The following is a 16,909-nucleotide window of genomic DNA, read 5'->3' on the forward strand; positions in this document are numbered from 1 at the left end:
CGAGCGGCCGCCAGGGACCGCGATTCGCCGATCAGGCTTGGTGAGCCAAAGTTCCCTGCCTATTTGGAGGCGGGGGCAATGGTTCTCGGCTTGCGTCTGAAAACCTGTCTGGGCAGCGCCTCGGTCGAGAGAGACCATAAGGAGTACATCACACCGCGCTGACGCAGCGCGCTCACCGCCGCCCCCACATGGCCGTGCTTGACAGCCTCGTATGCGTCGGCTGCGGCGATCGCTCCATGCATCAGCACACTCCCATGCCGATAGCAGGCCATCATGCAGGCGTAGCAGGGTTGCGTCTCGTCAGGCATGCGATCGAGGTCGAATACCGAACCCATGGGCGCCGACCACGCCTCGCAGCGCCAGATGTCGAGATTCCAGTCGATATAGAAGTACTTTCGCCCGCCGATGCACGGTACGCGCTGTTCTTCGCCGCGCACGAATCGCTCGACCTCGGCCAGCGCGCCGGCGGGATCGACCACGCGAAAATGACGCTTCATACCGGCAATCGCGTGCAATGCATCGACTATTTCATCCTTGTCGAGATCGACCAGCGTCGACGCTTCGTCGTAGACGAGCGATGTCGATCCGAACGGCTCGCGCCGCGGATAGGAAAACGCGACGGCGTCGAATCCGAGTCTCGCGAGCGTTTCCGGTAGCGCGTCATACCGGACCAGGCGGCTGACCGTGACCGTGGCACAGGTGGGAATACCGTGCGCGCGTGCGGCCGTAACGCCTTCGGTGATACGCCGCTCGAGCCCGTTCAGTCCGCGATTGAGTTCATGCTCGAGCATGCTGTGGCTGTCGATCGACACGAGCAGACGCTTGAGCCCCGCGCGCGCGAGCGCCTCGATATGCCGGGTGAGAAACCAGCCGTTGGAGATGAGGCTGCATACCATGCCGGCCTGCGTGGCCGATTCGACGAGTTCGACGATATGCGGATGCAAGAGCGGCTCGCCGCCCTGAAACGTGACGTACTTGATATGCCTTCGCCGCAATATCGGCAACGCGCGTGCAAACGCTTCGCGGTCCAGGTAGCGTCTTGGCCCCACGAGTTTCTTGTCGCGGGCAAAGCCGCAGAAGTCGCAAGCCGCGTTGCAGACGTTGGTGACCGAAATGTCGCAAATGGCCGGAAGCGCATTGCCTGGCACTGCAACACCGGGGGATGCCGATACGTTCATGTCAGCCTCGTCTTGTCCATCTCGTCTCGTCCGCCGTGTCTCTTCCCGATACGCCGGTCCGCCATCGGAAAGCATGGCGCCTTCCCTGTGCACGCCGGGCGAATTCGTTGCCGGACATGTCGCAAGCCTTGGCTCGCGCGATGTTTCGCATCGTAGCGCGATCTGTCGTTAGGTGTTCTGACCGGCGCACGCGCAAGGCGACGGCTTGTGGCGAGGACCGTTTACGGCAACTTGACGGTGGACTTACAGCCGGTGGCGCACGCCCGCGCCTCATGCGGCGTGCATGCCATTGCGTGCCGCTCGCATCGGCCCGAGGTGCGCCAGGGATTTCACCAAGTATTCGCGCGATGCCCGGCGTGCGACTCTATGTCCCATGCCATTCCCTATGGAGCCCGGCATGCAAACTGAGACGCTCAAGAAAGCAAGGGCCGCCGCTTTTCTGAATTGGTCGGCGCTGTGCCTGCTGATGTTGCCAGTTGCCTGCCTCTTGTGGGCGCTAGGGACGTATCCCCCGCAGGATGCGTGCTGGCTGTCCTTCTCCCTCGCCATCTATATCTGGCCTTTCGCCGGCGTCCTGTTTGTCGTTTCGGCAGGGCTCCATGTCGGCACCCGCGCTCGGCGACTTCAAAAAGACGCCGGGTTGCGCGAGGCGCATGGACACTAGTCGGCGCGCCGTCCAGCCGGGAAGTCCGCGGTAGTTGCTGGATAACTGCTGGATAGCTGCTGGAATCAACGCCCCCCTCGAAGAAGGGGGCGTTTGAGTTCAGCTTACGCTGCGCGACCGGCTATTACCCTTCTTCCGACCGCAAGACGATGCACAGGGTCGCGACCCGCCCTTCATCGTCCATTGCGGGAACGCCATGCGCCGACATTCCCGCATGCTGCGTGTCCTGCCCCGTTATGGCTAGTCACGATAGCCAGCCTGCCCCTGTGCGCCGTCTCGTCGTGGCGATGTGAAAGCCCGTCAAGCGCGCGACGGATGCCGCCAGCCATCTGCGTGATAACCTCTTCGGCCACGGGCCTGCCGCTAAAGTCCCGCTGCCGCGCAAGCGCCTCGCCCGGCAACGAACGTTGCGGCATGGCGGGCAATGCATCGGGAACGGCACATGAATTCGGGCAAATCAACCAGACTTACACTTGCGGAAAAGCGCGACCTCGAAGCCATGTCGACATTCCGGTACGACCTGCGCAAGTTCCTGCGGGCTTCCGAGGAAATCGCCAACGCGGCCGGCATCACGACGCTTCAATATCAGTTGCTGCTGCACGTATGCGGCTTTCCCGACCGGCAATGGGCGACCGTCGGCGAACTCGCCGAGCGGTTGCAGGCGGCACCGAACGGCACGGCGGCGCTCGTTTCGCGCTGCGAATCGGCGGGGCTCGTGACGCGCAAGCCCGATCCCGCCGACCGGCGCCAGGTGCAAGTGCATCTCACGCCGCGGGGCGAAAAGTTTCTGCTCGAACTCGCGGCCGAACACAAAGCGATTTATGGCGCATTTGGCTGGGTGTTCGAGGAAACTAACAGCTAACGCCCGCCCAACCAGGCAGGTGGCCCCTGCGCCGGCGGTCGATGCGGTTTATGTCACAATGTGCCTTAAATGGCATTTTCCCGGCGCCTCCATGCGATTTCTCAGATTCATCGACCGCCGCACGCTTCAACGCAGCCAACGGCGCTGGATGTACTTCGGCGTGTTCTGGCTCGGCGCAATCGCCACCGGGCTCGTGGCGGTCCTCTACGCCCGGCTCATCGACTACGGCTTCGACGTCTTTTTGCAGGCGACCGCCCACAACTGGTGGTTGCCGCTCCTCATCACGCCGGCGATCGCCGCGTTCAGCGTGTGGGCCACGCTCCATTGGTTTCCCGGGTCGGAAGGCAGCGGCATCCCGCAGGTCATTGCAACGCTGGACGACGTGCGCGAACTCGGACCACGGCTGCTCACGCTGCGCATCCTGATCGGCAAGATCGCCTTGTCGTTCCTCGCCATCCTCGGCGGATTCACGATCGGCCGCGAAGGACCGACGATCCATGTGGGCGCCGCGTTGATGTTCAGCCTGCGGCGCTTTTACCCATCGCGGCTGCGCAGCATTTACAGCGTCGGCCTCGAATACAAGCTCGCGCTCGCGGGCGCGGCCGCTGGCCTGTCCGCGGCGTTCAATGCGCCGCTCGCCGGCGTCGTCTTCGCGATCGAGGAGCTCACGCGCAGCTTCGAGGCAAAAACCAGTGGCGTCGTCATCACGGCGATCATCTTTGCAGGCGTCGTCTCGCTGGGGCTGCAAGGCAACTATGTCTACTTCGGCAGGATAGCCATCGCTGGCAAACTGCCTGATCTCCTCGCCGTCGCGGTCGTACTGGTCGGCCTGATCACGGGCCTTGCGGGCGGCGTGTTCTGCTGGCTTCTGCTCAACACCGGGCGATGGATGCCCGCACAGTTATTCGCACTCCGAAGGGAGCGTCCCGTGGCGTTCGGTGCGGTGTGCGGCTTGTTCATCGCCGTAATCGGCGTGGCGAGCGGCGGCCACCTGTTCGGCAGCGGCTATGCCGAAGCGCGCAACATGCTCGAAGGCCGTTCGCACCTCGGCGCCGTCTATCCGGTGCTGAAAATGGCGTCGATGGTGGGCTCGTATCTGCCGGGCACGCCCGGCGGCATCTTTGCGCCGTCCCTCGCGATCGGCGCGGGGATCGGCAACGCTTTGCACATGGTGTTCGGGCAGATGCAATTGCCGATGCTCATTGCGCTCGGCATGGTCGGCTATCTCGCCGCCGTCACGCAAAGCCCGATCACGGCCTTTGTCATCGTCATTGAAATGATCGACGGGCACGCGCTGGTGATTTCGCTGATGGCGACGGCGCTCGTGTCGAGCCAGATATCGAAGCTGTTCGCGCCGCCGCTTTACGAAGCCCTGGCGCACCGTTATTTGAAGCATTGACGCGCGCCAGCAGGCATTCATCAGTCAAATATCGCCTTTCCCAAAAAGCGCCGCACGCTCGGGAGCGCGCGTCAGGCTCCGCGCCACCTTGCGCTCGCGATGTATGATTTCGGCGGGATCGCCCACCGGACATTGTGGAGTACGCCATGGGAAGCGAATGGAAACGCCGCTTCAGACTGTTCATCCAGCGTTTCTGGCAACCCACCAGCGCGTGCATGACCTGTATGCCGGGGAGCTGGGGCAACGTCATGAGCGTTGCCCACTGGGCGATCGCGTTCAAGACCGGGCTGCTCACCGGCGTGCTGGCCTTGCTGCTGACCTTCACGCCGGCGGCGAGGTGGTACGCGAATCGCTATGGCAACGCCCTGCTCGTCGGTTCCCTGACCGCGATAGGCGATGCCTACTCGCACACGAGCCACTATCGCTTTCATGCGCTCGAACACATCGCGACCGGTGTCATCTCGGGCCTGTTCGCGCTCGCTGCGTCCTACCTGTTCGAGGACCGCGCGCGCCGCATACGGACGGCATGGGTGCGCTTGTTCGGATAACCCGGCTCGCTCATCCGTTCATATACGTTCTCAGGCCTTTGGCCAGCGCAGCGAATGTCACCGCGCAGCGAGCGCTCCCGCGCAAATCTTCGTGCATGGCGACCCACGTGTCCAACGTCAGTGAAAAGGCTTTCGGCAGCACCCTAACCAGCTTCGAATCTCGCGCCGCCAGGGCCGCCTGGCACGCGCCAATACCGAATCCCGCGCGTATGGCGCTCAATTGAGCGAGGTCGCTATCCGCCCGGAATGCAAAGTTCTCTCGCGTCAGCGCTTTGTTCTTTTTCTGGACGGAGCGAATGAATTCGGTTTCCACATCGAAGCCGATGAGCGCGTGGCGAGACAACTCGCTCATCGATTTCGGCACACCATGGCGGGCCAGATAGTTTTCGTGAGCGTGCAGACCGACTTCGATCCCACCGATGCGCTTCGCCACCAGCGCCTCCTGGACGGGACGAAACATGCGCACCGCAATGTCCGCTTCGCGCCGCAACAGATCGTCCGCCTTGTTCGACAGCACAAGTTCGATGGTCAGTTCCGGATGGTCGTTGCGCAGTGCGGCTAGTATCGGCGGCAGAACCTCGACGCCGACGATCTCGCTCGCCGTGAGCCGTACCGTGCCCCGGACGCCCGATCCATGACCGCTCGCCACCCGGCGCAACGCGGCAGTGGTCGCAGAAAGGCTCTCGGCATATGGCCTCAATTCATGGGCAGCGTCGGTCGGCGAAAACCCATCGAACGAGCGCGTAAAGAGCTTGAGCCCCAGCGCGGTTTCGAGGCTTTCGATGTGGCGTCCGATAGTCGGCTGCGTGAGACCGAGCGAGCGTCCTGCTGCCGACAGCGAGCCGGTCTCGACGACCCGCAGAAAACTTCGGTACCACTCCCAATTCGGTTCGTTTCCGGCCGTGACAGGCATCTTTCGAGCGTCATCCATCGTTTCTGGTCTCGTGGTTATCACCGGGTCTGCACTACCCGTGTATGGCTGGCAGGCGTCCAGTCCGACGCCATACATAAATGTATAGCCGCTCGCCTTCCTTAGGGGATTTTTTATTGGCCGTAAGCGGCGCAGAATGGCCTGCATGACACCTCACTCGCAAGGAGAACCCGCATGATCGCCGTCCCCCTGAATCCCCAGAACCGTGTCCTCGTGCTTGGCGCAAGCGGCGGGATTGGCGGCGAAGTGGCGCGCCAGTTGCGCGATGCCGGCTGGCAAGTCCGCGCGCTGCGGCGCGGCGGTGCGCCCGAGCCCGGCGCGAGTGCGGCTCTGGCGGCGAGCGGCATCGAATGGCTCGACGGCGATGTGCTCTCACGCGAAGCGGTGGTCCGCGCGGCGCAGGGCTGCACGGTGATCGTGCATGCCGTCAACCCGCCCGGCTACCGGCGCTGGGCGCAAGTCGTGCTGCCCATGATCGACAACACCCTCGCCGCCGCAGCCGCCGTGGGCGCGACCGTCGTGCTGCCCGGCACGGTCTATAACTACGGGCCCGATGCGTTCCCGCTGCTGCGCGAGGATTCGCCGCAGCAACCGCTCACGCGCAAGGGTGCGATTCGTGTGGAACTGGAGCGGCGCATGCAGGCCGCGAGCGAACGTGGCGTGCAGTCGATCGTCGTGCGCGCGGGCGACTTTTTCGGACCGCACGTGGGCAATAGCTGGTTGGCGCAAGGCCTCGTCAAGGCGGGCGCGCCGGTGCGGGTCGTGCGCCAGCCCAGCGCACGCGGCGTAGGCCATGCATGGTCGTACGTGCCCGACGTCGCGCGCACGATGCTCGAACTGATCGCGCGGCGCGACTCGCTGCCCGCGTTCGCGACGTTCCACATGGCCGGGCACTGGGACGCCGATGGCACGCAGATCGTCGATGCGATTTGCCGCGTGGCGAGGCGTCACGGATTAGAGCCGCAACGCAAGCCGTTTCCCTGGGCGATCGTGCGCGCCGTCTCGCCGTTTGTCACGACGCTGCGCGAAATGATGGAAATGCGCTACTTGTGGCGCGAGCCGTTGCAGCTCGACAATGCGCGGCTCGTGGCGACGCTCGGCCGCGAGCCCCATACGCCGCTCGACGAAGCCATGGAGGCGACGCTCATGGGTCTCGGATGTCTGCGCGCCGATGAACGCATGCCCAAGGTGGCGTGAGGGACAGGAATCGATACGTCAGGCGCATTCTATTCGGATGTCGAATCAAATGCTCCTGACGCAACGCAGGCGTCACCGCCCGGTCTCAATGCGAATGACTCGGCACATCCGAGCCGCGGCAGCCCACCAGGAAATCGAAGTCGCATCCCTCGTCCGCCTGCAGCACGTGCTCGACATAGAGCTTGCGATAGCCGCTGCGATCTGCCGCTATCGGCTGCTGTTTCGCGGCCCATTCGTCGAGCCTCGCGATGATCACCTCGTCGCTGATATCCACACGCAGCGTACCCTTTTCGCAGTCCAGCTCGATCCAGTCGCCGTCGCGCACGATCGCGAGTGGGCCACCCGCCCGCGCCTCGGGAGCGACATGCAGCACCACCGTGCCGTACGCCGTGCCGCTCATGCGTGCGTCCGACACACGCACCATGTCGGTCACCCCCTGCGCGAGCAGCTTGGGCGGCAGGCCCATGTTGCCCACCTCGGCCATGCCAGGATAACCCTTGGGTCCGCAGTTCTTCATGACCAGCACCGAATCGGGCTTGACGTCGAGATGGGGGTCGGCAATGCGGGCCTTGTAATCGTCGAAATTCTCGAACACGACGGCCGGTCCACGATGCCTGAGCAGCTTCTGCGTCGCCGCCGAAGGCTTCAACACCGCGCCGTTCGGCGCGAGATTGCCGCGCAGCACACAGAGCGCGCCGTCTTTTACGAGCGGATTGTCGAGCGGACGGATCACCTCGGCGTTGTGAATGGGCGCTTCGCGCACGTTCTCCCAGAGCGTCTTGCCGTTGGCGGTGAGCGCATCGGGATGCGGCAGCAGGTTCGCTTCGCCGAGGCGCCGCAGCACGGCCGGCAAGCCGCCCGCGTAATAAAACTCCTCCATCAAAAAGCGGCCCGACGGCTGCAGATCGACGATGGTGGGTGTGCCGCGCCCGATGCGCGTCCAGTCGTCGAGTTCGAGCGGCACGCCAATGCGCCCCGCGATCGCCTTCAGGTGTATCGCCGCATTGGTCGACCCGCCGATGGCCGCATTCGTGCGAATCGCGTTCTCGAACGCCGCGCGCGTGAGGAGCTTCGAGAGGCGCAAATCTTCGAGCGCCATTTCCACGATGCGCATACCCGACATATGCGCGAGCACGTAGCGGCGTGCATCCACAGCGGGAATCGCCGCGTTGTGCGGCAGCGTGACGCCCAGCGCCTCGGCCATGCAGGCCATGGTCGAAGCCGTGCCCATGGTGTTGCACGTGCCCGCCGAGCGCGACATGCCCGACTCCGCCGACATGAACTCGTGCATCGAGATCTTGCCCGCCTTCACCTGCTCGCTCAGTTGCCACACAACCGTGCCCGAGCCGATGTCATGGCCTTCGTGCTTGCCGTTGAGCATCGGGCCGCCCGTCACGGCGATGGCCGGCACGTCGCAGCTCGCCGCCCCCATCAGCAGCGCGGGCGTGGTCTTGTCGCATCCCACCAGCAGCACCACGGCATCGACGGGGTTGCCTCTTATGGATTCCTCAACATCCATGGAAGCGAGGTTGCGCGTGAACATCGCCGTGGGCCGCAAGTTCGATTCCCCGTTCGAGAAAACCGGAAACTCGACCGGAAAGCCGCCCGCCTCGAATACGCCTCGCTTCACGTGTTCCGCGAGCTTGCGAAAATGCGCGTTGCATGGCGTCAATTCGGACCACGTATTGCAAATGCCGATAATCGGCTTGCCGACGAACTCGTGATCGGGAATCCCCTGATTCTTCATCCAGCTTCGGTACATGAAGCCGTTTTTGTCCACGGTGCCGAACCACGCGGCCGAGCGAAGCTTGGGCTTACGGGTGTTCATGGCTCTGCCCACTTAGTGAGAAAGACCTATAAATAGCATGACTATATGGTCGTAGCTTACCGGGAAAACGCTAATCGAAACCGTCGATGACGTTGCATATAGTTTGTCTATTGTGGTCAGCAGGGGCGGCCGACGGTGTACCGCAAGGATACCCGGAGGTCAGGGATGGCGCGATACTCTCGTGATTCTGTCCGGCCGTGATGGACGCGGGTGTAGCGCCATGGATTAAAGAAATACAACGCACAGAGCTACATCGGAGACACGCATGAAACTGGCAATTCGCATGGTGAGCGGGCTCGTCGCAGCGGCGGCCGCTTTTTCGTTGGCGGCGGGCGTCGCGCACGCCGAAGACAAGCAGATCACGTTAGGTTTTGCGCAGGTCGGCGCGGAAAGCGCCTGGCGCACGGCGAACACCGTGTCGGTCAAGGCGGCCGCCAAGGACGCCGGCATCAACCTCAAGTTCTCGGACGCCCAGCAAAAGCAGGAAAACCAGATCAAGGCGATCCGCTCGTATATCGCCCAGAAGGTGGACGTCATCGCGTTCTCGCCCGTGGTGGAATCGGGCTGGGAGCCTGTGCTCCAGGAAGCGAAGCGCGCGAAGATTCCTGTGATCCTCACGGACCGCAACATCGACGTGAAAGACCAGTCGCTCTACGTGACGATGATCGGTTCGGACTTCATGGAAGAAGGCCGCCGCGCGGGCAAGTGGCTCGAAGATCACTACAAGAGCAATCCGGGCCCGATCAATATCGTCGAGTTGCAGGGGACCGTTGGCTCCGCACCCGCCAACGACCGTCACTCGGGCCTCATCGAAGTGATCAAAAACGATCCGAAGTTCAAGATCATCGCATCGCAAAGCGGCGACTTCACACTGGCCGGCGGCAAGCAGGTCATGGAAGCGTTCGCCAAGACGTATGGAAACAAGATCAACGTGGTCTACGCGCATAACGACGACATGGCGCTCGGCGCAATCCAGGCCATGGAAGAAGCGGGCATGAAGCCCGGCAAGGACATCAGCGTGGTCTCGTTCGATGCGACCAAGGGCGGCTTCGAGGCCATGATCGCCGGCAAGATGAATGTTGACGTCGAGTGCAGCCCGCTGCTCGGGCCGCAACTCATGAGCGCCGTGAAGGACGTCGTGGCGGGCAAGCAGTTGCCCAAGCGCATCGTGACGAACGAAACGGTATTCCCGATGGACGTGGCGGCGCAAGTGCTGCCGTCGCGCAAGTACTAAACTCGCTGCAAGCGGCGCGGCCTGCTTCGTAGCCCTTATCAAACGATAAGGACTTGCGATGCGCGCCGCGCGCTCTGGCCTTTTCCACGGTTGCCCATGAGCGTTTCCCCCATACTCGAAACCGTCGGTCTTACCCGAACCTTCCCCGGCGTGCGCGCGCTCGACCGGGTCGATTTTCGTCTGTTCCCCGGCGAGATCCACACGCTGATGGGCCAGAACGGCGCCGGCAAATCCACGCTCATCAACGTGCTGACCGGCGTGCACCAGCCCGAGGCCGGCGAGATACGCCTCGCGGGCGAGGCCGTGCATTTCCCGACTCCGCAGATGGCGGAGGCCGCCGGCATCCAGACGCTCTACCAGGAAGTCAATCTCTGCCCGAACCTCTCGGTCGCGGAGAACATCTTCGCGGGCCGCCAGCCGCGCAGGCGCGGCCTCGGCCTGATCGACTGGAAAGCAATCCATCGCCGCGCCGAAGCGGCGCTCGCGGAGCTGAACCTCTCGCTCGACGTCACGCAGTCGCTCGACACTTACCCTATCGCCATGCAGCAGATGGTGGCGATTGCGCGCGCCGTGTCGGTCGATGCGCGCATCCTCATTCTCGACGAGCCGACCTCCAGCCTCGACGAAGGCGAAGTCGCGCGCCTGTTCGAAGTGCTGCGCAAGCTCAAGGCGTCGGGCATCGCGATCCTGTTCGTCACGCACTTTCTGGAGCAGACCTACGCGATTTCCGATCGCATCACGGTGATGCGCAACGGCGAGCGCGAAGGCGAGTATCTCGCCGCCGATCTGCCGGTGCAGACCCTGGTCGCGAAGATGGTGGGCCTGCAGAACGCAGGCGAGCGGCTCACGCAGGCGGAAGCGTCGCACACCGTCACAGCTGGTTCGGATGCCGAACCGTATCTCGCCGCGCAAGGCGTGGCCCGGCGCGGCGTGCTCAATCCGCTCGATCTCGAGGTGCAGCCGGGCCAGATTCTCGGTCTCGCGGGTCTGCTCGGTTCGGGCCGCACGGAAACGGCCCGCCTGCTCTTCGGCGCCGATAAAGCCGACGCAGGCACGGTGCACATCAACGGCAAGCCCGTGAAGCTTGCTTCGCCGCGCGACGCGGTGCGTCACGGCATGGCCTACTGCCCCGAGGACCGCAAGAAGGAAGGCATCGTCGCCGATCTTTCGATACGCGAGAACATCGTGCTCGCGCTTCAGGCGCAACTGGGCTGGTGGCGCATGATCCGGCGTTCGCGCCAGCGCGAACTGGCCAACGACTATATCGAGCAACTCGGCATCAAGGCGCGCGACGCGGAGCAGCCCATCGGCCTGCTCTCGGGCGGCAACCAGCAGAAGGTGCTGCTCGCCCGCTGGCTCGCCACGAAGCCGCGCCTCCTGATACTCGACGAACCCACGCGCGGCATCGACGTGGCCGCCAAGTTCGAGATCATGGACCGCGTGCGCGCGCTCTGCGCGAAGGGCCTCGGCATTCTGTTCATTTCCTCGGAGATCAGCGAAGTGGTGCGCGTGAGCGACCGTATCGCCGTGCTGCGCGACCGGCGCAAGGTGGCCGAGCTCTCGGGCGCGGCGCGCTCGGAGCACGAGATCTACGACCTCATTGCCGGAGACCGTCGATGACGCGCCCCGCTCTCCCCGCCTGGCTTTCGCTCGTCATCCGCCATCCGCTCGTATGGCCCGCGGTGACGCTCATCGCCCTGTTCGTCGTGGACGTGGCGCATCGCGGCAACTTCCTCTCGATCACGATGCTGGGCGGCCACCTGTTCGGCGCGCCCATCGACATCCTCATGCGCGCCGCGCCGCTCGTCGTGGTCTCGCTCGGCATGACGCTCGTGATCGCCACGCGCGGCATCGACATTTCGGTGGGCGCCGTGGTGGCGATCGCGGGCGCGGCAGCCGCCACGGTGCTCGCCGCCGATCCTTCGCGCGTGGGCATGGCGTTCGGCGCGGCGCTCGCCGTGGGCTTGCTCGCGGGCATCTGGAACGGACTGCTCGTGGCCTTCGTCGGCATGCAGCCCATCATCGCCACGCTCATTCTCATGGTGGCGGGGCGCGGCGTGGCGCAGTTGCTCACGGGCGGCCAGATCATCCCGATCGGCGCGCCCGGCTATCTCTTCGCAGGCGGCGGCTATTTCGCGCTGGTGCCGTGCGCCGTGTGGATCGCGCTCGCCGTGACCGCGCTCACCGCGCTCATCGTGAACCGCACCGCGCTCGGCCTCTTCATCCGCTCCATCGGTGTGAATCCGGTGGCCGCGCGCCTTGCGGGCCTCTCGTCGCAGGCCGTGGTGTTCGGCGCATACGCGTTCTGCGGCGTCACCGCCGCCATTGCGGGCATTCTCATCAGCTCGAACGTGCGCAGCGCGGACGGCAACAATGCGGGCCTGCTGCTCGAACTCGATGCGATCCTCGCCGTGACGCTCGGCGGCACTTCGCTGCTGGGCGGGCGCTTCAGCCTGGCGGGCACGGTGCTCGGCGCGCTCATCATCCAGACGCTCACCTACACCACCTATTCGATCGGTGTGCCGCCCGAGGCCACGCTCGTCGTGAAGGCCGTGGTCGTGCTGCTCGTGTGCCTGATCCAGTCGCCCGCCGCGCGCACCTTCGCATTCCAGCAGCTCAAGCGTATTGCTCTCGCACGCCGTGCACGCGCGTGAGCCCCACAACGAACCCATACCAGGAAAGCCGAGCATGAACCGCCCTGCCCTGTCCTTGTCGAACACGCTCGCGGCGTGCCGGCGCGGCGCCATCCGCTTCGTCGATCCGCGCGTGCTGCCCATCGTCGTGACCGTCGTGCTCTTCGCCGTGCTGTTCGGCTTCGGCTCGGTCATGTACACGGGATTCTTCTCGCTTCAGGTGGCCTTCGGCCTGCTGGTGGACAACGCGTTCCTCCTGATCGTCGCCATCGGCATGACGTTCGTGATCATCTCGGGCGGCATCGATCTTTCCGTGGGCGCCGTGGTCGCGCTCACCACGATTCTCTGCGCCGTGGGCACCGAGAAGCTGCATTGGCCCGTGGCCGTGGTCGTGCCGCTCGTCCTGCTCGGCGGCGCGCTCTACGGCGCGGCAATGGGCGCGCTGATCCACTTCTTCCGGCTGCAGCCCTTCATCATCACGCTCGCGGGCATGTTCCTCGCGCGCGGCACCTGCTTTCTCATCACCACCGAATCCATCCAGATCAACGACCCCGGCTTTCACGCGCTCTCCGAATTCAACATTCCCGTGGGCAGCGGCTCGCTCACGACGGGCTCGTTGACTGCACTGGCCATGCTCGTTGCGGCGATCGTCATCGCGCATTTCACGCGTTTCGGGCGCAACGTCTACGCGATCGGCGGCAACGAGCGCTCCGCGCTGCTGATGGGTCTGCCGGTGGCGCGCACGAAGATCGGCGTGTATGCGCTCTCGGGCTTCTGCTCTGCGCTCGGCGGCGTGGTGTTTACGCTTTACGTGCTCTCGGGCTACGGGCTGCAGGCGCAAGGCATGGAACTCGACGCCATTGCCGCGACCGTGATCGGCGGCACGCTGCTCACGGGCGGCGTGGGCTATGTGATCGGCTCGGTATTCGGCGTTGGCATTCTCGGCACGATCCAGACGCTCATTACGTTCGACGGCACGCTCAGTTCGTGGTGGACGCGCATCGTGATCGGCGCCCTGCTCTGCGCGTTCTGCCTCATGCAGCGCGCGACCGAACGCCATGCCGCGCGCCGCAAATCCACCGGCACCGGTCGCGGCGCCCCGCGCGCGGCGCGCCGCCCGCAAGCTACCGCACCAATGGATCAGGCCAAGCTCGCCAGCCCGCCGCCGCGAATGCACGGGGCGAAAGGCGGTGCGTAACCCGCTTTTCGCCGCCTCGGCGCGCTCATCGATTCGTTAGGGGTATACATGGATTAGGAGCCCTCATCACGCTGCACTAAGCTTTTTGCGGTACCGTCGGCGCCCGGCGATAGCACGTTCGCTGCGGACGTCTGGCGCGCGATGGCTCGAATCCGCGAGCGCCGCGCGCGCGTTTCCCCGGTACTGTCTAGCATCTGCACGCTTTTCGACGAAACGTCGACCACATCGACCACGAAGACAAGACCGGAGGAAAACATGGCACACGATCGGGATGATGCAAAAGACGGCAAGAGCTTGATCGACACGGGCCGGCGCGGCCTGATGCAGGGTGCGGGCTTAAGCGCGGCGCTCTCGCTGCTCGGCGCGGTGGGCGGCGGCGGATTCATTTCGTCGGCCCAGGCGGCCGAATCGGGATTCCCATCGCACAAGAAGTGGAAGATCGTGTTCGTCAACCACGTCACCACGAATCCGTTCTTCGTGCCGACGCAATACGGCATCCAGGATGCCTGCTCGCTGCTCGGCATGGACTATCAGTGGACCGGCTCGGCCACCTCCGACGCTGGCGAAATGGTGCGCGCCGTGAATTCGGCGATCGCCGCGAAGGCCGACGCGATCGCCGTGCCGATCGTCGACCCCACCGCCTTCGACAAGCCCATTCAAGCGGCGCTCGACGCGGGCATTCCGGTATTCGCGTATAACGCCGATGCGCCGCGCGGCAAGAAGAATCCGCGCCTCGCCTATATCGGCCAGGATCTGTACCTGTCGGGCTACCAGATGGGCGAGCGCATCGTGAGCCTCATCGACAGCGGACTCGTGGCGCTCTTCATCGCCACGCCAGGCCAGCTCAACATCCAGCCGCGTCTCGATGGCGCGAGCGACGCCATCAAGAAGTCCGGCAAGAAGATCGACATCCAGACCGTGGCCACGGGCGCGACCGTCAACGAAGAGCTATCGAAGATCAAGTCGTTCTACCTCGGCCACCAGGACCTGAAGGGCATGTTCGCCGTGGATGCGGGCAGCACGCAGGGCGTCGCGCAGGTGATGAAGGAATCGAACCTGCCTTCGAAGGGCGTGCACGGCGGCGGTTTCGACCTGCTGCCCACCACGGTGCAGCTCATTCACGAAGGCTACCTCGACTTCACGATCGACCAGCAGCCGTACGTGCAGGGCTTCTATACGGTGATGCAGGCGTTCGTGACGCTGGCCTCGGGCGGTCTGGTCGGCCCCGCCGACACCAACACGGGCCTGAAGTTCGTGACGAAGGAAACCGTCGAGCCGTACCTCAATACCTCGACGCGTTATGAAGGCAAGACCACCAAGCCGCAAATCGTCCCGATGAGCGGTGGAATCAAGTCGTAACGAACCGGGCGCAACGAAAGGCGTGATGAACTCCGTGAACGAAACCAGCAAGGCTGACGTTGCCGCGCGGGCGCCCCGCCCGCGCGGGCAATGGATCTCCGCGTGGGCGCCCGAGTTGCGCATTCTGCTCGTGGCCGTGATTCTCGCGGCGTACTTCGAATTCTCCAACCGCGATTTCCTGCTCACCAACGCGAGCCTCGTCAACCTCTCGCAGTTCATCGCGCCGGTGGCGATCATCGCGTTCGGCGAAATCATGCTGATGATCGGCGGCGACATCGATCTCTCGGCCGGGATGGTGTTCGCGTTCGCGCCGTTCATGATGGTGTTCGCCAACGACGCGGGCGCGCCCATGTGGCTCGCCGTGATCGCCGGCCTCGTGGCGGCGGCCGTCGTCGGCTTCGTGAACGGCGCCGTGACCGTGTGGCTGCGCCTGCCCTCGTTCGTCACGACGCTCGGCACGCTCTTTCTCATCAACGGCATCACGCTCACCGTTTCGCGCGGCACGCCGGTGCAGACGCCGGGCTCGCCCGAGTTCGCGGCCTTCATGGGCGCTTGGGGCTATAGCGAGATCCTCTGGACGGTCGTGATCGCCTTCGCGATGCACGTGCTGCTGCGGCACACCCGCTGGGGCCTGCATACCCAGGCGGCGGGCGCGAACCCGCTGGGCGCGAGCGAGGCCGGCATTCACGTGAACCGGCTGCGCCTCGGCAACTTCATTCTTGCCGCCGTGCTCGCGGGCTTCACCGGCATTCTGGAAGGCTTTCGCATCACCTCGATCGACCCGCAGGCGGGCGGCAACCAGATCATGTTCCTCGCCGTGGCTTCGGCCGTGATCGGCGGCACGCCGCTCACGGGCGGCTCGGGCACGATCGTGGGCGGCCTGATCGGCGCGGCGGTGCTCGGCATTCTCAACGACGGCTTCACGCTCATCGGCATCAACGCCTTCACGTTCAACATCATCCTCGGCGCGGCGATTCTCGCAGCCATGGTCTTCAATATTCACGTAGGGCGCCTGCGCCGCAAAGGGAGCCGATGATGGACGAATCGCAGGCCTCCCCTGCGGGCCCGGGCACGGCCAACCCCACGGCCGACGCCCCGCTCGCGCTGCGCGGCGACAACATCGTCAAGCGCTTCGGGGCAGTCACGGCGCTCGATGGCGTCTCGCTCACGCTCGGCCGAGGTGAAATCCTTGGCATCCTCGGCGACAACGGCGCCGGGAAATCCACGCTCGTCAAGATCCTTACGGGTTTTCACCAACAGACGAGCGGCACGCTGCATATCGACGGCAATGAAACGCTGCTGCGGTCCGTCGATCATGCGCGCTCGCTCGGCATCGAATGCGTTTATCAGGATCTCGCGCTCGCCAATTCGCTGAGCATTTACCACAACATGTTTCTGAACCGCGAGATCGTCCGCAAAGGTCCGATCAAACTGCTGGACCACAAGCAGATGCGGGCGCGCGCGGCGCAACTCCTCGATGACATCGGCGTGCACGTCCCCTCCGTGGACCTCCCCGTGGAGCGCCTTTCGGGCGGCCAGCGCCAGGCCATCGCCGTGGCGCGCGCCGTGCATTCGAACGCCAGAATCCTCCTGCTCGACGAACCGCTCGCCGCGATGGGGGCCCGCGAGGCGGCCCTCATCATCGATCTTGTCATGCGGTTGAAGGAAAAAGGCGGCCTATCGATTATCATGATCATGCACAACTATGCGCAGACGCTCGATATCGCGGATCGCATCATGTTGATGCAGCGAGGCCGCGTGACATACGAGCAGCGCAGCGCCAATACCTCGGTCGCTGAACTGATGGATATCGTGCGGCGGGAATACCGGGCCATGCGCGCCACCAGCGCGAATTGAGCCCACTAAGGGCCCACTACA

General features: G+C 64.4%; 16 protein-coding genes. 12 read left to right on the forward strand and 4 right to left on the reverse strand.

The genetic code is table 11. The features are described 5' to 3' along the window. Positions 1-59: 59 nt before the first annotated feature. The gene (locus BMI01S_RS06045) at positions 60-1,178 is read right to left on the reverse strand and encodes a radical SAM protein (protein ID WP_051381304.1); all 1,119 of its coding nucleotides are present in this window, start codon (positions 1,176-1,178) and stop codon (positions 60-62) included. 397 nt (positions 1,179-1,575) lie between these two features. Here BMI01S_RS06045 and BMI01S_RS06050 point away from each other — a divergent pair, with 397 nt between their 5' ends. From BMI01S_RS06050 to BMI01S_RS06065, 4 genes are all read left to right on the forward strand, one after another. Further along, the gene (locus BMI01S_RS06050; RefSeq protein WP_028230205.1) at positions 1,576-1,842 is read left to right on the forward strand and encodes a hypothetical protein; all 267 of its coding nucleotides are present in this window, start codon (positions 1,576-1,578) and stop codon (positions 1,840-1,842) included. A gap of 442 nt (positions 1,843-2,284) precedes the next feature. Next, positions 2,285-2,704 (forward strand): MarR family winged helix-turn-helix transcriptional regulator, encoded by a 420-nt coding sequence (locus BMI01S_RS06055; protein WP_028211276.1) that lies wholly within the window; start codon positions 2,285-2,287, stop codon positions 2,702-2,704. A gap of 91 nt (positions 2,705-2,795) precedes the next feature. Beyond that, on the forward strand, positions 2,796-4,103 hold the full coding sequence (locus tag BMI01S_RS06060) for a chloride channel protein (protein WP_028230204.1): 1,308 nt from the start codon (positions 2,796-2,798) through the stop codon (positions 4,101-4,103). 146 nt (positions 4,104-4,249) lie between these two features. Then, the gene (locus tag BMI01S_RS06065; RefSeq protein WP_028211274.1) at positions 4,250-4,651 is read left to right on the forward strand and encodes a hypothetical protein; all 402 of its coding nucleotides are present in this window, start codon (positions 4,250-4,252) and stop codon (positions 4,649-4,651) included. A gap of 10 nt (positions 4,652-4,661) precedes the next feature. On the opposite strand, the gene BMI01S_RS06070 is transcribed toward BMI01S_RS06065, so the two are convergent. Then, positions 4,662-5,564 (reverse strand): LysR family transcriptional regulator, encoded by a 903-nt coding sequence (locus BMI01S_RS06070; RefSeq protein WP_028230203.1) that lies wholly within the window; start codon positions 5,562-5,564, stop codon positions 4,662-4,664. Positions 5,565-5,756: 192 nt separating this feature from the next. Here BMI01S_RS06070 and BMI01S_RS06075 point away from each other — a divergent pair, with 192 nt between their 5' ends. Next, the gene (locus tag BMI01S_RS06075) at positions 5,757-6,779 is read left to right on the forward strand and encodes an NAD-dependent epimerase/dehydratase family protein (RefSeq protein WP_028230202.1); all 1,023 of its coding nucleotides are present in this window, start codon (positions 5,757-5,759) and stop codon (positions 6,777-6,779) included. A gap of 85 nt (positions 6,780-6,864) precedes the next feature. Here BMI01S_RS06075 and BMI01S_RS06080 read toward each other — a convergent pair whose 3' ends face one another. After that, positions 6,865-8,607 (reverse strand): IlvD/Edd family dehydratase, encoded by a 1,743-nt coding sequence (locus BMI01S_RS06080; protein WP_028211271.1) that lies wholly within the window; start codon positions 8,605-8,607, stop codon positions 6,865-6,867. Positions 8,608-8,890: 283 nt separating this feature from the next. Here BMI01S_RS06080 and BMI01S_RS06085 point away from each other — a divergent pair, with 283 nt between their 5' ends. The 4 genes from BMI01S_RS06085 (at position 8,891) to yjfF (ending at position 13,672) form a co-directional block, all read left to right on the forward strand. Continuing rightward, the gene (locus tag BMI01S_RS06085; protein WP_407668945.1) at positions 8,891-9,841 is read left to right on the forward strand and encodes an ABC transporter substrate-binding protein; all 951 of its coding nucleotides are present in this window, start codon (positions 8,891-8,893) and stop codon (positions 9,839-9,841) included. A gap of 96 nt (positions 9,842-9,937) precedes the next feature. Then, entirely contained in the window at positions 9,938-11,461 is a 1,524-nt protein-coding gene (locus tag BMI01S_RS06090) for a sugar ABC transporter ATP-binding protein (RefSeq protein ID WP_028230201.1), read from the forward strand. Continuing rightward, complete coding sequence (locus BMI01S_RS06095) at positions 11,458-12,495, forward strand: ABC transporter permease (protein ID WP_028230200.1); 1,038 nt, start codon at positions 11,458-11,460, stop codon at positions 12,493-12,495. Before BMI01S_RS06090 ends, BMI01S_RS06095 begins: the two co-directional genes overlap by 4 nt. A gap of 34 nt (positions 12,496-12,529) precedes the next feature. Beyond that, positions 12,530-13,672 (forward strand): galactofuranose ABC transporter, permease protein YjfF, encoded by a 1,143-nt coding sequence (gene yjfF / locus BMI01S_RS06100; protein ID WP_081715944.1) that lies wholly within the window; start codon positions 12,530-12,532, stop codon positions 13,670-13,672. A 53-nt stretch (positions 13,673-13,725) separates the two neighbouring features. On the opposite strand, the gene BMI01S_RS06105 is transcribed toward yjfF, so the two are convergent. Next, on the reverse strand, positions 13,726-13,929 hold the full coding sequence (locus tag BMI01S_RS06105) for a hypothetical protein (protein ID WP_028211266.1): 204 nt from the start codon (positions 13,927-13,929) through the stop codon (positions 13,726-13,728). On the opposite strand from BMI01S_RS06105, the gene BMI01S_RS06110 reads away from it, so the two are divergent. Genes BMI01S_RS06110 through BMI01S_RS06120 form a run of 3 tightly spaced genes read left to right on the forward strand, consistent with a single transcriptional unit; the run spans position 13,928 to position 16,888 of the window. Next, a complete protein-coding gene (locus BMI01S_RS06110; protein ID WP_028211265.1) occupies positions 13,928-15,031 on the forward strand; it encodes a sugar ABC transporter substrate-binding protein in 1,104 nt (367 codons plus the stop codon). The genes BMI01S_RS06105 and BMI01S_RS06110 overlap by 2 nt on opposite strands. 25 nt (positions 15,032-15,056) lie before the next feature. Then, positions 15,057-16,067, forward strand: a complete 1,011-nt coding sequence (locus tag BMI01S_RS06115) for an ABC transporter permease (protein WP_028230199.1) — start codon at positions 15,057-15,059, stop codon at positions 16,065-16,067. After that, positions 16,067-16,888, forward strand: coding sequence for an ATP-binding cassette domain-containing protein (locus BMI01S_RS06120; RefSeq protein ID WP_028211263.1), 822 nt, complete (start codon positions 16,067-16,069; stop codon positions 16,886-16,888). Before BMI01S_RS06115 ends, BMI01S_RS06120 begins: the two co-directional genes overlap by 1 nt. Positions 16,889-16,909 lie beyond the last annotated feature (21 nt).

Origin of the sequence: Paraburkholderia mimosarum LMG 23256 = NBRC 106338 (assembly GCF_000739815.1) — a bacterium.
Lineage (GTDB): Bacteria > Pseudomonadota > Gammaproteobacteria > Burkholderiales > Burkholderiaceae > Paraburkholderia > Paraburkholderia mimosarum.